This is a genomic window from Volucribacter amazonae, assembly GCF_029783845.1.
Taxonomy (GTDB): domain Bacteria; phylum Pseudomonadota; class Gammaproteobacteria; order Enterobacterales; family Pasteurellaceae; genus Volucribacter; species Volucribacter amazonae.
In genome coordinates this window covers 733,069-747,360 of record NZ_LWID01000001.1, presented here as the reverse complement: position 1 = coordinate 747,360, position 14,292 = coordinate 733,069, and the positions used below count along the sequence as shown (strand labels likewise).

At 39.3% G+C, this 14,292-nt stretch carries 11 protein-coding genes and 1 pseudogene; 8 read left to right on the top strand and 4 right to left on the bottom strand.

Annotated features, from left to right (window positions below):
- Positions 1-58: 58 nt before the first annotated feature.
- From A6A20_RS03725 to A6A20_RS03710, 4 genes are all read left to right on the top strand, one after another.
- On the top strand, positions 59-604 hold the full coding sequence (locus A6A20_RS03725; RefSeq protein ID WP_279572201.1) for a fimbrial protein: 546 nt from the start codon (positions 59-61) through the stop codon (positions 602-604).
- Between the two features lie 92 nt (positions 605-696).
- Complete coding sequence (locus tag A6A20_RS03720; protein WP_279572200.1) at positions 697-1,413, top strand: fimbrial biogenesis chaperone; 717 nt, start codon at positions 697-699, stop codon at positions 1,411-1,413.
- A gap of 51 nt (positions 1,414-1,464) precedes the next feature.
- Complete coding sequence (locus tag A6A20_RS03715; protein WP_279572199.1) at positions 1,465-4,005, top strand: fimbria/pilus outer membrane usher protein; 2,541 nt, start codon at positions 1,465-1,467, stop codon at positions 4,003-4,005.
- A gap of 94 nt (positions 4,006-4,099) precedes the next feature.
- Entirely contained in the window at positions 4,100-5,164 is a 1,065-nt protein-coding gene (locus A6A20_RS03710) for a fimbrial protein (protein WP_279572198.1), read from the top strand.
- Between the two features lie 181 nt (positions 5,165-5,345).
- Here A6A20_RS03710 and A6A20_RS03705 read toward each other — a convergent pair whose 3' ends face one another.
- The 4 genes and pseudogenes from A6A20_RS03705 to tsaD form a co-directional block, all read right to left on the bottom strand.
- Positions 5,346-6,419: a fimbrial protein gene (locus A6A20_RS03705; protein ID WP_279572197.1), complete on the bottom strand. Its 1,074-nt coding sequence runs from the start codon at positions 6,417-6,419 to the stop codon at positions 5,346-5,348.
- Positions 6,420-6,513: 94 nt separating this feature from the next.
- A complete protein-coding gene (locus A6A20_RS03700; protein WP_279573735.1) occupies positions 6,514-6,825 on the bottom strand; it encodes a FimD/PapC C-terminal domain-containing protein in 312 nt (103 codons plus the stop codon).
- Positions 6,820-7,821, bottom strand: a pseudogene (locus A6A20_RS03695) (fimbria/pilus outer membrane usher protein); the annotation flags it as partial. The gene A6A20_RS03700 and the pseudogene A6A20_RS03695, both read right to left, overlap by 6 nt.
- Positions 7,822-7,933: 112 nt before the next feature.
- Complete coding sequence (gene tsaD, locus A6A20_RS03690; protein ID WP_279572196.1) at positions 7,934-8,968, bottom strand: tRNA (adenosine(37)-N6)-threonylcarbamoyltransferase complex transferase subunit TsaD; 1,035 nt, start codon at positions 8,966-8,968, stop codon at positions 7,934-7,936.
- 121 nt (positions 8,969-9,089) lie between these two features.
- Between tsaD and gmk the strand changes: the two genes are divergently transcribed.
- Genes gmk through recG form a run of 4 tightly spaced genes read left to right on the top strand, consistent with a single transcriptional unit; the run spans position 9,090 to position 14,282 of the window.
- A complete protein-coding gene (gmk, locus tag A6A20_RS03685; protein WP_279572195.1) occupies positions 9,090-9,710 on the top strand; it encodes a guanylate kinase in 621 nt (206 codons plus the stop codon).
- A gap of 54 nt (positions 9,711-9,764) precedes the next feature.
- Positions 9,765-10,037: a DNA-directed RNA polymerase subunit omega gene (gene rpoZ, locus A6A20_RS03680; protein WP_279572194.1), complete on the top strand. Its 273-nt coding sequence runs from the start codon at positions 9,765-9,767 to the stop codon at positions 10,035-10,037.
- Between the two features lie 37 nt (positions 10,038-10,074).
- Positions 10,075-12,198, top strand: a complete 2,124-nt coding sequence (gene spoT / locus A6A20_RS03675) for a bifunctional GTP diphosphokinase/guanosine-3',5'-bis pyrophosphate 3'-pyrophosphohydrolase (RefSeq protein WP_279572193.1) — start codon at positions 10,075-10,077, stop codon at positions 12,196-12,198.
- Between the two features lie 2 nt (positions 12,199-12,200).
- Entirely contained in the window at positions 12,201-14,282 is a 2,082-nt protein-coding gene (recG, locus tag A6A20_RS03670) for an ATP-dependent DNA helicase RecG (RefSeq protein ID WP_279572192.1), read from the top strand.
- Positions 14,283-14,292 lie beyond the last annotated feature (10 nt).

The window sequence follows — 14,292 nt, the reverse complement described above, 5'->3', positions numbered from 1 at the left end:
ATTTCTCTATAATTCGGACTCCATTTAACTATCCACTTAACGTAAAGAGGAATCAATAATGAAAAAATTAGTTTTAGCAACATTAATTACTGCAAGTTTAGGTTTTTCACAACTTGCTGGTGCTACTCAGGGGACTATTACTTTTAATGGAACAATTACTGATGCGACTTGTAAAGTAAAAATTGGTAGTGAAGATACAAATGGTACAGTTACATTACCAACTGTATCAAAAACAGTTTTAAATGCAGATGGTAAAACGGCAGGAACAACTCCATTCACTATTACTTTATCTGAATGTTCTGGTTTGGGAACATTGACATCTGCTAAACCATTTTTTGAAACAAATTCAGATGTAAATACTACTTCAGGTCGTTTAGTGAATACCTTAACAACAGGAAATGCAACTAATGTAGAAATCCAATTATTGCTTGATGATGCTAGTACAGCTATTAATATTGCTAGTTCTAATCAAGGTATTGCGGCGCAACCTGTTACATCTAACCAATCTCAAACCTATAATTTCTATGCACAATACTATGCAACAGGTGCCTCAACAGCAGGTGATGTAACAGCGAAAGCGACCTATACTATTGCTTACGAATAATCCTTAACACAGGATTTTCTCTTATTGGGTAGTATTCACTACCCAATTTTCTATTAAATTCTATTATATTGCCTTAATAAAAGGATTGCGTTATGTATAAAGGTGTTTTATTGATTTTCTGTGCTATTTGGGCAAGTCTAAGCCAAGCCAATATCGTGGTAACAGGCACTCGAATTATCTATCCAGCAGAACAAAAAAATATTACAGTACAACTGACTAATGTGGATAAATCGCCCTCTTTAGTACAGGCTTGGATTGATAATGGCGACCCACAAGCCGCACCTGACCAAATTAAGACCCCCTTTGTGATTACGCCACCCATTACTCGAGTGGACGGCAATAAAGGACAAAGTTTGCGTATTACCTATACTGGCGAGCCTTTACCACAGGATCGAGAATCGGTTTTTTACTTTAATATCTTAGATATTCCGCCGAAACCTAGTGCCAATTCTGGTGTGGATAATTATTTACAAATCGCCATTCGTAGCCGTTTAAAATTATTTTATCGTCCGCAGAATTTGCCGATAAGCGTTGATGAAGCCTATAAACAAGTGCAATGGCATATTGAGCGACAAGGCAATAAAACCTTTTTAGTGGCAAATAATCAAACCCCTTATTTTATTACCTATTCGGAGCTTGCGGTGGAGCAAAATGGCGGACGTAAAGTCAGTGTGAAAGAAGCGGATATGCTTGCCCCTTTTAGCCAACAAAAATTCGAGCTGGCTGGCAATGTGAGCCAAGGCACTGTTGCTTGGACGGTTATCAATGATTATGGTGCAAGACCAAAGGGGACTTCTCCGTTACGTTAAATTTCATTTAACAGACTAACCCAATAACGAAACAAATAAAAGATTAATATTATGAAAGTAATAACATTAGCGACACCTTTACCTAAGTCTTATCAGAGCTTTAAATTGAATAAACTATTGACGGCATTACTTGGTTGTATGGCATTGCCTAGTTTTGCCCAATCGGATTTTGCCGAGTTTAATGCGGATTTCTTGCGAGGTTCATCGGCGAACCAAATTGATATTCGTCGTTTTAGCTATGGTAATCCTGTTAATGAGGGGGAATATTTAGCTGATGTTTACTTAAATGATAAGTTGAAAGGACGTATTAATTTGCAATTTGCGGAAGTCGCCGAGAAAAATAGTGCGTCTTTATGTGCAACGCCTACCCTATTAGAGTTGCTTGATCTCAATTCACAAGCAATTCATACCGATAAATCAGGGTTGGCACAATGTCCGTTATTGAGTGAAGTCGTGCCAGAAGCGAAAGTCAAATTTGATGTGGCAACTTTGACGCTGAATGTGGAATTGGCACAAGCCTATATTCGTCAACGTCCAGCAGGTTATATTTCACCTGCCCAATGGCAAACAGGTGTGCCTGTGGCTTTTGTTCGTTATGATGCCTCTTATTATCGTTATAATTATGCTGGTACTAGCTATGATCAAAGTTATTTAGGTATTGAGGCAGGGGTAAATGTGGCTGGTTGGGCATTACGCCATCGAGGGAGTCAAACGTGGTTTAAGCAAAAACGTGATCCTTATCAATCAATCTCAACCTATTTACAAACTGACGTTGCCCCTCTGCGAGCGCAATTCGTTGTCGGCGATTTTACTACTTCTGGGGATTTAATGGAAAGTTTTGGCGTAAGAGGATTGCAATTACGCTCCGATGACAGAATGTTGGCGACCTCTGAGCGAGGTTATGCCCCAGTAATAAGAGGGGTTGCCAATAGCAATGCGTTAGTGAGTATTCGCCAAAATGGTAATTTGTTAAAAGAGGTCAATGTGCCAGCAGGACCGTTTGCGATAGATGACCTTTATCCGATAAGTTATGGTGGCGATTTACAAGTAGAAATCTTAGAAGCCAATGGCGAACGCCGTTATTTTACCGTTCCTTATACCGCAACCGCTCAGTTAATGCGTCCGGGGTATAGCCGTTATCAATTTACCGTAGGTCGTTATCGTTACGATGGTCGGTTATATGAAGCAAAAGTCGGTCAGGGGACGTGGCAATATGGTTTAAGCAATGATGTAACGATAAATTTGGGGGCAACGGTTTCAGAAGGCTATCATTCAGAACTCCTAGGTTTATCGTGGAATACGGGTATAGGTACATTTTCGAGCAATATAACGTTATCGAACGGACGAATAGAGGGAGGCGAGAAGAGTCGTTATAGGGGTTATAGTATATATGGTAGTTATAACACACGTTTAGATAAGACGAATACGAATATCACGTTAGCGGCGTATAGATATTTGTCGAGGGATTATTTGAGTTTAGAGGATACGTTAAGAGCCCGAGAGGGTAATGGTAGAGCTTATGTATTTGACAGAGGGGTATTAGGTAATAGGTCGAAACATCAGTTTCAGTTATCGATAAGTCAGACATTTAAAGCGGGTTGGGGTTACGGTTATATATTGGGGACGAGTAATCGTTATTGGAATAAACGTAAGCCACAATTGGAATATCAATTAGGTTATAGCAACAATTACAAGCAATTAAACTATAACGTAGCGTTTTCGCAGAGTCGGAATCATTTTGGAGTAAAAAATAATGCGATTTATGTAACGTTATCTTATACATTTGGTAGTGGTAAGAATCGTCCATATTTATCGCAAACAATCAATATAGATAGAAGTAATGGTAATACATTTAGCAGCAGTTTATCAGGTAGTTTAGGTGAAGATTATGCCTATAACTACAATATAGGTATAAATCATCAAAGTAGAAATAACACATCAGGAATAAGTATAAGCAATAGTTATACGAGTTCGTTAGCCCGAATAGGAGGTTCATGGAGTCGGAGCAATTCAGGTAGTGAACAATGGTCAGGGAATATATCAGGTGGGTTGGTAGTTCATCCGAAAGGGGTAAGTTTAACGCCAGAATTGGGAGAGACGTTTGCGATAATTCATGCGAAAGGAGCGACAGGGGCGAAGATAAATGGAACGAGTGCGAATAAGATAGATTATTTTGGTAATGGAATAGTGCCTTATGTAGATCCATATAATGTGAATTATGTAGGAATCAATCCAGAAAGTTTATCAAATGAAGTGGAATTATCGGCGACAGAGCAACGAGTGATACCGAGAGCGAATAATGCGATATTGGTAAATTTTGCGACGCAGATAGGTCAAGTAGCGTTCTTTGATTTAAGCAATATAGATGAAGATTTTCCGCCGATAGGAACGGAAGTGTTTAATGAGAGTGGAGAGTCAGTAGGCGTGGTAGCTCAAGGAGGAAGAATTTATAGTCGCGGTTTGAAAGAGCGAGGTAAGTTACATTTATCTTGGGGAGAGAAGCGTTGCGAGTTTAGTTATGACTTACGGATTAAATCCGCATCAGAGAGTTCATATCCATTGATATTGCCAGTGGTGTGTAAATTTGATTAGGTTATCAATTTGAGAGAATAAGCGTAATCAGGTAAGCAATATTATCAATGTTGTCAATGTTATTAAAGGGTCAATAATAGTGAGGAGAAAAGCAGTGAAGTATTTAAAGAGAGGATTTGAAGAGAGCAAGGGTAAATTACCAAGGGTATTAGAGAGAGTTTTTTTGGGTAAGATATGGTTATGTATGGGATTGGTTTTTAGTCTCTCTGCTAATGCAGTAGTAATAAAAAATTTTACTTCAACGGGTACACGTGAATCATCAAATACAACCTCGGATGGTTCAACAACCCTCGTATATAAATTTAATCTAGGAAATAGACTTAAAGATTTATGTGCTGGTTATGTTGGTGCAAGTTGGCAATTAAATGCGACTTTTTACCCACATATAGTTGGGGTACAAAATTATATTGACAAATATGTTGTTATGAACAATACAACTTTACGACCAAATGTACAATCTTCATTTATATTAAGAGATAATAATACAGTAGTTTTAAATGCGATCCTAACATTATCTGCTGATAATAAATTATTTTCAGGTGAAAATATTACCATTTTATCTGGTAGCAGTTTAGGTACAGTAGGTTATAATTGTATTAATGCCAATCAGAGTAATTCAGGTACTTATCAACAAGGTAGTATCGCTTTAAATTTACCTAGTGAAGTAATAAAGCCACCTGTATTAAATACTTGTACATTGGCTTCAAACCAAGATCAAAATATTCCTTTAACGCCAGTTCTTCGTTCAACATTAGAAACCGCAGGAGAAGTTAGAGGTGGATCTTTTACCATTAGTTTGGTTTGTCAAAAAAATGATGGAATAAAAACAGGATCGGAAATAGATGTTTATGCAAGTTTTATTGATGGCACAACGATCGCTAATACTACTAATTTATTAAGTTTAACCACAGACTCTACCGCTTCTGGCGTTGCTTTAAGAGTTTATCCAAGTGATAGTGATACTGCCATTACTTTTACTCCAGCTGCAATAAATTCGCCAACGGTTATTGGTGTTAATGAAGCCTATAAAATGGGGAGCTATAGTAAAGCTAATGGCGGTTCAGTGACGAAATCTTATAATGTTAATTATGTTAAAACAGGCACTGTAACAGCAGGTTCTGTTATTGGTGTTATGCGATATAATATTTTCTATAAATAAGAATTTTGAGAACGCCCACGAGGATACGATTTATCGTATCCTCGTGGGCGTTCTTTTCCCATTGTGTCGCCCTCCCCATTAAGGGGAGGGCGACACAATGGGAATAATTTAGCAAATATAGTTATTCTACTTTAAAATAACGACATTATAGACGTCCCACTTTAAAATGATACAGCTATATTTATTGATAAAATAAATTGTAAATCGCCAATCCCTCAACATTTCCTGCTGTTACCGTATCGCCTGTTTTAGCATAATAAACATCAAAGGTTTGCGAACCACTGCCAGATTGAAAATTACTCATTTTATAGCCTGCTGACTCAGCAAGTACCCATTTAGTGAGTCCTTCTGGGTTATATGTAATTGCTGTTGAGCTACCAGAAGGATAAATTTTTAAGCCAACGCCTTGAGCATAGCCATCGCCACTGGTTGTTGTTAATACATTAGTTGTATTACTTGAGTTGTTACCATCAGTAAACACCACATAAGCACTTTTTACCGCTGAACTTGAACCACAATTAGTGCTAATGGTAAAAGAACGACCAAAAACTTCTCCATCAGATATTAACTTAGCTCGGGTAATTGAATTCATATTAATTATTTGATTAACATCTGAAGTAATAGTACAAGTTTTAATATTGACTGGGGAGGTTAGTGTAAATGGGTTGAGCCTAATACGTAAAAAATTATAATCTGCTGCACCATTTTTTCCCCAACATACCGCTACAATTTGTGAAACCTGAATTTTTTGAGTTAACGCCCAAGGTAAATCATCTGTCCACGAAAAAATATTTCCGCTAACTGTTTTAGGAAACTCAAGTGTAGCAGTTAATGTACCACGACTATAAATTGAAGGTGTTACGCCTCGAGCTATTCGTTGCCCATTATAGGAGGCACTTCCATTAATCACTGTTGCATAATTAGTAATTTTACTCGCATTACTACCAAATAAAGTTGTAAGAGAATTACTACTATTTGAAACGGCAAAATCGAAATAGCGAAAATCATTTATATTTATACTTGGGCATAAAGTCGCTGTTGTACCTACGGTATATGAACTAAATGTTCCTGAATTTGGATCATATGTTATATCAATATCATAATAGTGCATTCCCACAGCCCCAGCCTCTCGAACAAAAAGAAACTGGCTAAATATCAATCCCATACATAACCATATCTTACCCAAAAAAACTCTCTCTAATACCCTTGGTAATTTACCCTTGCTCTCTTCAAATCCTCTCTTTAAATACTTCACTGCTTTTCTCCTCACTATTATTGACCCTTTAATAACATTGACAACATTGATAATATTGCTTACCTGATTACGCTTATTCTCTCAAATTGATAACCTAATCAAATTTACACACCACTGGCAATATCAATGGATATGAACTCTCTGATGCGGATTTAATCCGTAAGTCATAACTAAACTCGCAACGCTTCTCTCCCCAAGATAAATGTAACTTACCTCGCTCTTTCAAACCGCGACTATAAATTCTTCCTCCTTGAGCTACCACGCCTACTGACTCTCCACTCTCATTAAACACTTCCGTTCCTATCGGCGGAAAATCTTCATCTATATTGCTTAAATCAAAGAACGCTACTTGACCTATCTGCGTCGCAAAATTTACCAATATCGCATTATTCGCTCTCGGTATCACTCGTTGCTCTGTCGCCGATAATTCCACTTCATTTGATAAACTTTCTGGATTGATTCCTACATAATTCACATTATATGGATCTACATAAGGCACTATTCCATTACCAAAATAATCTATCTTATTCGCACTCGTTCCATTTATCTTCGCCCCTGTCGCTCCTTTCGCATGAATTATCGCAAACGTCTCTCCCAATTCTGGCGTTAAACTTACCCCTTTCGGATGAACTACCAACCCACCTGATATATTCCCTGACCATTGTTCACTACCTGAATTGCTCCGACTCCATGAACCTCCTATTCGGGCTAACGAACTCGTATAACTATTGCTTATACTTATTCCTGATGTGTTATTTCTACTTTGATGATTTATACCTATATTGTAGTTATAGGCATAATCTTCACCTAAACTACCTGATAAACTGCTGCTAAATGTATTACCATTACTTCTATCTATATTGATTGTTTGCGATAAATATGGACGATTCTTACCACTACCAAATGTATAAGATAACGTTACATAAATCGCATTATTTTTTACTCCAAAATGATTCCGACTCTGCGAAAACGCTACGTTATAGTTTAATTGCTTGTAATTGTTGCTATAACCTAATTGATATTCCAATTGTGGCTTACGTTTATTCCAATAACGATTACTCGTCCCCAATATATAACCGTAACCCCAACCCGCTTTAAATGTCTGACTTATCGATAACTGAAACTGATGTTTCGACCTATTACCTAATACCCCTCTGTCAAATACATAAGCTCTACCATTACCCTCTCGGGCTCTTAACGTATCCTCTAAACTCAAATAATCCCTCGACAAATATCTATACGCCGCTAACGTGATATTCGTATTCGTCTTATCTAAACGTGTGTTATAACTACCATATATACTATAACCCCTATAACGACTCTTCTCGCCTCCCTCTATTCGTCCGTTCGATAACGTTATATTGCTCGAAAATGTACCTATACCCGTATTCCACGATAAACCTAGGAGTTCTGAATGCGGAAAAGATTATTCTTGATTTTTATGAGATTTTTGTAATGGGGGAGATGGGGCGTGAGTTAAAAAGTGCGGTGATTTTAACCGCACTTTTTTATTTTTATGCCATAATCGGACTTAATTCCGTCATATTCCAGCGTGGTTTAACTTGAATTGCGAGATTTTGTTGTTGGCCGTTTTTTAGGCGTAAGAAGCCTGCGTAGGCAATCATTGCACCGTTGTCGGTACAGAATTGAGGTTGGGGATAAAAGACTTCGCCACCAAGTTGGCTCATTAATTGTGCGAGGTGTTGGCGTAGTTGTTGGTTGGCACTAACACCGCCTGCAATCACGAGGCGTTTTAACCCTGTTTGTTGTAATGCTCGGCGACATTTAATGGCTAAGGTTTCTACTACCGCTTGTTGAAAAGCATAAGCAATATCTGCTTTGGTTTGTGCGGTGAGGTGTCCCTCTTGTTGTATCGCTTGCTGAATGGTATTAGCAGCAAAGGTTTTTAATCCTGAAAAGCTGAAATCCAGTCCGGGACGATCAGTCATTGGGCGAGGAAAAAGAAAGCGATTAGGGTTGCCTTGTTGAGCGAGGCGAGATAATGCTGCCCCACCGGGGTAGTCTAAACCTAATAATTTGGCGGTTTTGTCAAAGGCTTCGCCAGCGGCATCATCAATGGATTCGCCTAAGAGTTGGTAATTGCCTACACTTTCTACTTGGACTAATTGGGTATGTCCGCCAGAAACCAATAAAGCGATAAAGGGGAATTGAGGTGGTTTTTCTTCTAGCATTGGGGCGAGCAGATGCCCTTCCATATGGTGTACACCTAAAGCAGGGATTTGCCAAGCATAAGCTAAAGAGCGAGCAATGGTTGCACCGACTAATAAAGCCCCTACTAAGCCGGGGCCAGCAGTGTAGGCAATAGCGTCAATATCTTTGGCACTAAGATTTGCCTGTTGTAAGGCAGCTTGGATAAGGGGGAGCGTTTTGCGAATATGATCCCTTGAGGCCAGTTCAGGTACAACGCCACCATAATCGGCGTGTAAGTCAATTTGGCTATAAAGTTGGTTGGCAATTAGCCCTTGATGTTCGTCATAAATGGCGACACCTGTTTCATCGCAAGAGGTTTCAATACCTAATACTTTCATTAAATTTCTCTCATTGGCTATTATTGCAGGGTATTCTAACAGAAATATTGTGAAAAATGACCGCACTTTTTGTGGAATTTTGGCATAATAAGTGGGTTTGAATTTAGGAGAAGAAAATTTTATGCAACAAGGTAATCTTTATATTATTTCTGCACCCAGTGGGGCAGGCAAATCTTCATTGATTAATGCGTTATTGGCGGATTCAGAAACTATGAAAGTTTCTGTTTCTCATACCACACGCCAAGCAAGACCCGGAGAGCAGGAGGGCGTGCATTATTATTTTGTGGAGCAAGCGGAGTTTGAACGTTTGATTGAGCAAGGGGTATTTTTGGAATATGCCAAAGTGTTTGGCGGACATTATTATGGTACTTCATTACCGATGATTGAGCAGTCTTTGGCACAGGGTATTGATGTGTTTTTGGATATTGATTGGCAAGGGGCTCGTCAGATTCGTGAAAAGATGCCAAGTGTAAAAAGCATTTTTATTTTGCCCCCTTCTTTAGCTGCGTTGGAACAACGTTTGATTGGGCGAGGACAAGATTCGGCAGAAGTGATTGCACAACGTATGGAAAAAGCACAGAGTGAAATGAGCCATTATGATGAATATGATTATGTGATTATTAATGATGAATTTTCTCAGGCCTTGCAGGATATTCGTCATATTTTGGCAGCAGAACGTTTAAAAACTCAAGTGCAGAAGATAAGTCAGCAAGGATTAATTGCTGAATTGCTAGCAAAATAGACCGCACTTTAGTATGATATACGCCCTTTATATTGAGAGAAATTGGAGTAAATTATGGCTCGAGTAACAGTACAAGATGCGGTTGAGAAAATTGGTAACCGTTTTGATTTAATTTTAACCGCAGCACGTCGTGCAAGACAGTTGCAATTACATGTGCGTGAACCTTTAGTCCCAGAGGAGAATGATAAACCTACCGTTATTGCGTTGCGTGAAATTGAGAAAGGTTTAATCAATAACGAGATTATGGACGCTCAAGAATTACAACTTGAAGAAGAAAGAAAAGAAAGCGAAGATTATGCGGTATCTTTGCTCAGCGAGAATGGGTAATCTAGTTTAATTATTGTGGGCGAAGTGCGGTCAAAATATGTATCTTTTTGAAAGTTTAAATACCATTATTCAAGGTTATTTGCCAGCGGAGCAAATTGAATTAGTAAAACGTGCATTTGTGATTGCTCGAGATGCTCATGAGGGACAATATCGTTCTAGTGGTGAACCTTATATTACTCACCCTGTGGCGGTGGCTTCCATTATTGCGGAGATGAAACTGGATCACGAGGCAGTAATGGCGGCGTTATTGCACGATGTTATTGAGGATACGCCTTATACGGAGCAACAATTAACCGCCGAATTTGGCAAAAGTGTTGCGGAAATTGTAGAGGGCGTGTCAAAACTTGATAAATTAAAATTCCGTACACGTAAAGAAGCAGAGGCAGAAAACTTCCGTAAGATGATCTTAGCCATGACCAAAGATATTCGGGTGGTTTTGATTAAATTAGCGGATAGAACCCATAATATGCGTACTTTGGGAGCATTGCGTCCTGATAAACGTCGGCGTATTGCTAAAGAAACCCTTGAAATTTATAGCCCTTTGGCGCATCGCCTTGGTATTGAGCATATTAAAAATGAATTGGAAGATTTGGGCTTTGAGGCGATGTATCCGCAACGTTACTCGGTATTACAAAAAGTGATCCAAGTGGCACGCGGTAATCGTAAAGAGATGATTCAGCGGATTGCTCAAGAAATCCAAGGGCGTTTAGATGATGTGGGAATTAAAGCCAGAGTATTTGGGCGTGAAAAACACCTTTATTCTATTTATCAGAAAATGCGTCTAAAAGAACAGCGTTTTCATTCTATTATGGATATTTATGCTTTTCGTGCGGTAGTTACTGATGTGGATACTTGCTACCGAGTATTGGGGCAAATGCACAGTTTGTATAAACCCCGCCCCGGCAAAGTCAAAGATTATATTGCCGTTCCTAAAGCTAATGGTTATCAATCGTTGCATACTTCAATGATTGGTCCGCATGGTGTGCCTGTGGAAGTGCAGATTCGTACGGAAGAAATGGATCAAATGGCGGAAATGGGGGTGGCGGCACATTGGGCGTATAAACAAAATGGCAAAAATGACTCTACCACCGTACAAATTAAGGCACAACGTTGGCTACAAAGCATTATTGAGCTGCAACAAAGTGCAGGCAATTCTTTTGAATTTATTGAAAATGTAAAATCAGATTTATTTCCTGATGAAATTTATGTGTTTACCCCAAAAGGACGGATTGTGGAACTGCCAGCAGGGGCAACACCAGTGGATTTCGCCTATGCGGTACATACTGGCATTGGTAATACCTGTGTTGGGGCAAGGGTTGATCGTGAGCCTTATCCCTTAGCACAAGCCTTACAATCAGGGCAAACGGTGGACATTATTACAGCCCCAGCAGCTCGCCCTAATGCAGGTTGGTTAAATTTCGTGGTTACTGCGAAAGCGAGAGCCAATATTCGCCAAACTTTGAAAAATTTACGCCGTGATGAGTCCATTTTATTAGGCAAACGTCAGTTAGTTCATGCCTTAGCCCCTGTAAAATTAGACCAGCTAGAACAGTCGCGTATCCAAGCCGTATTGCAGGAATTAAAGTTAGCAAGTTTTGATGATTTGTTGGCTGAAATTGGTTTAGGTAACCAAATGAGTGCGGTGATTGCGGTAAAATTATTGGGTGAATCCATAGAAATTGATACCGATGGCGATTTACATAATCAGCAACAACATTTAGTGATAAAAGGGGCGGAAAGTTTATTAACCACCTTTGCTAAATGTTGTCGTCCTATTCCGGGTGATCCTATTGTGGCCTATGTTAGCCCAGGTAAAGGGTTGGTTGTTCATCATGAATGTTGTTCAAATTTAAAAGATCGGCAAGAAAACCCTGAACAATATATGACGGTGGAATGGGAAAAAAGCGAAAATAAAATTGAATTTGAAACCGAGTTAAGGGTGGAGATTATTAATCAGCAGGGGACTTTTGCTAATTTAACGACAGCGATTACTGAGGCTGGCAGTAATATTCATGGGATTTCTACTGAAGAACGGGACGGGCGTTTGTACCAAGTTACCTTGGTATTGACTACTCAAGATCGTAAACATTTGGCGAATGTGATACGCAAAATCCGTACTGTTTCTGGTGTAGTGAATATTGTGCGTAATAAAAATGAATAATGATGACAACACAATTACTTGATGCTGTTCCGCTTACGGCTTTATCAGGGGTAGGTGCAGCTATTGCAGAGAAATTAGGACGCATTGGCATTAATAATGTACAGGATTTGTTATTTCATTTTCCATTGCGATATGAAGATCGCACCCGAATTACCCCAATTATTGATTTACGTCCAGAGCAATATGCCACAATAGAAGGTGTAATACAGACTTGCGAAGTGCAGACAAGTCGCCGTCCAATGTTAATGGTTACTTTATCCGATGGGACTTCAAAACTGGCTTTGCGGTTTTTTAATTTTAATGTGGCTATGAAAAATAGCTTGCAAGTGGGGGAAAGGGTAAAAGCCTTTGGCGAAGTGAAACGTGGACGGTTTATGGCAGAAATGCACCACCCTGAATACCAAGTGATTAAAAATAATGCCCCTTTACAATTAGAGGAAACCTTAACGCCGATTTATTCAACCACAGAGGGCTTAAAACAAGCGACATTGCGTAAACTAACGGATCAAGCCTTAAAATTATTAGATAAAATTCAAGTACAAGAGATTTTACCTGAGCAATTTAATCCACATTATTATAGTTTAAAGCAAGCCATTCAATTTTTACATCGCCCTACGCCTGATGTTAGCCCACAATTATTAGAACAAGCTCAACACCCCGCTCAGTTACGCCTTATTTTTGAAGAATTATTGGCTTATAATTTAGCGATGCAAAAAGTGCGGTCTAAAATTCAACAGAATTTTGCTTATCCACTTGTGATTAAGACTGATTTGGTAACCAGATTTTTAGCAAGTTTGCCTTTTCAACCTACTCAAGCACAACTTAATGTAAGTACGGAAATTAAACAGGATTTAGCCAAACAAGTGCCGATGATGCGTCTTGTTCAAGGTGATGTGGGGTCAGGAAAAACCTTAGTGGCGGCGTTGGCGGCGTTAATTGCCATTGATAATGGTAAACAAGTTGCCTTAATGGCACCTACGGAGATTTTAGCAGAACAACATGCACAAAATTTTACCGCTTGGTTTGAGCCGTTAGGATTAAAGGTGGGCTGGCTAGCGGGTAAGGTAAAAGGTAAAGCAAGACAAACACAATTAAGCCAGCTAGCTGAGGGACAAATTGATATTATTATTGGTACACATGCTTTATTTCAAGAGCAAGTTCAATTTGCCGATCTCGCTTTAGTCATTGTTGATGAACAGCATCGTTTTGGTGTACATCAACGTTTAATGTTGCGTGAGAAAGGGGAAAAGCAAGGCGTTTATCCTCATCAGTTAATTATGACCGCAACTCCTATTCCTCGCACATTAGCGATGACCGTTTATGCGGATCTTGATACTTCTATCATTGATCAGTTGCCACCGGGACGCACACCGATTACGACGGTAGTCATGGCAGAAGATCGGCGTGATGAAATTGTACGGCGTGTTTATCATGCTTGTAGTGAAGAAAAACGCCAAGCCTATTGGGTGTGTACCTTGATTGATGAATCCGAAGTGTTAGAAGCACAAGCGGCAGAGGCTATCGCTGAAGATTTGCGTCAATGTTTACCTCAGTTAAAAATTGGACTTGTACATGGGCGAATGAAAGCTCAAGAAAAACAAGCGATTATGGCTGAGTTTAAACAGGCAAAATTGGATTTATTAGTGGCGACGACGGTCATTGAAGTAGGGGTTGATGTTCCCAATGCCAGTGTAATGATTATTGAAAACGCCGAGCGATTGGGGTTATCGCAGTTACATCAGTTACGAGGGCGAGTGGGGCGAGGCTCAACGGCGTCCTATTGTGTATTAATGTATAAAGCCCCTTTAGGCAAAATTTCACGTCAACGATTACAGGTTATGCGAGATAGCCAAGACGGTTTTGTTATTGCGGAAAAAGATTTGCAAATTAGGGGAGCTGGCGAAGTTTTAGGGACAAAACAAACAGGTATGGCGGAATTTAAAGTGGCGAATTTGGTACGAGATCGCAAAATGATTCCTAGTGTACAATATTATGCTAAACAAATTATGCAAACGTCGCCACAGCTTGCCGATGAAATTATAAAACGTTGGTTAGGGCAACGGGAAATTTATACCAATGCGTAAATAAGGAATA

Bases quoted from the DNA above. Each gene is read 5' to 3' on its own strand.
- A6A20_RS03725 (WP_279572201.1), top strand. From the start codon at position 59: ATGAAAAAATTAGTTTTAGCAACATTAATTACTGCAAGTTTAGGTTTT.
- A6A20_RS03720 (WP_279572200.1), top strand. From the start codon at position 697: ATGTATAAAGGTGTTTTATTGATTTTCTGTGCTATTTGGGCAAGTCTA.
- A6A20_RS03715 (WP_279572199.1), top strand. From the start codon at position 1,465: ATGAAAGTAATAACATTAGCGACACCTTTACCTAAGTCTTATCAGAGC.
- tsaD (WP_279572196.1), bottom strand. From the start codon at position 8,968: ATGAAAGTATTAGGTATTGAAACCTCTTGCGATGAAACAGGTGTCGCC.
- gmk (WP_279572195.1), top strand. From the start codon at position 9,090: ATGCAACAAGGTAATCTTTATATTATTTCTGCACCCAGTGGGGCAGGC.
- rpoZ (WP_279572194.1), top strand. From the start codon at position 9,765: ATGGCTCGAGTAACAGTACAAGATGCGGTTGAGAAAATTGGTAACCGT.
- spoT (WP_279572193.1), top strand. From the start codon at position 10,075: ATGTATCTTTTTGAAAGTTTAAATACCATTATTCAAGGTTATTTGCCA.
- recG (WP_279572192.1), top strand. From the start codon at position 12,201: ATGACAACACAATTACTTGATGCTGTTCCGCTTACGGCTTTATCAGGG.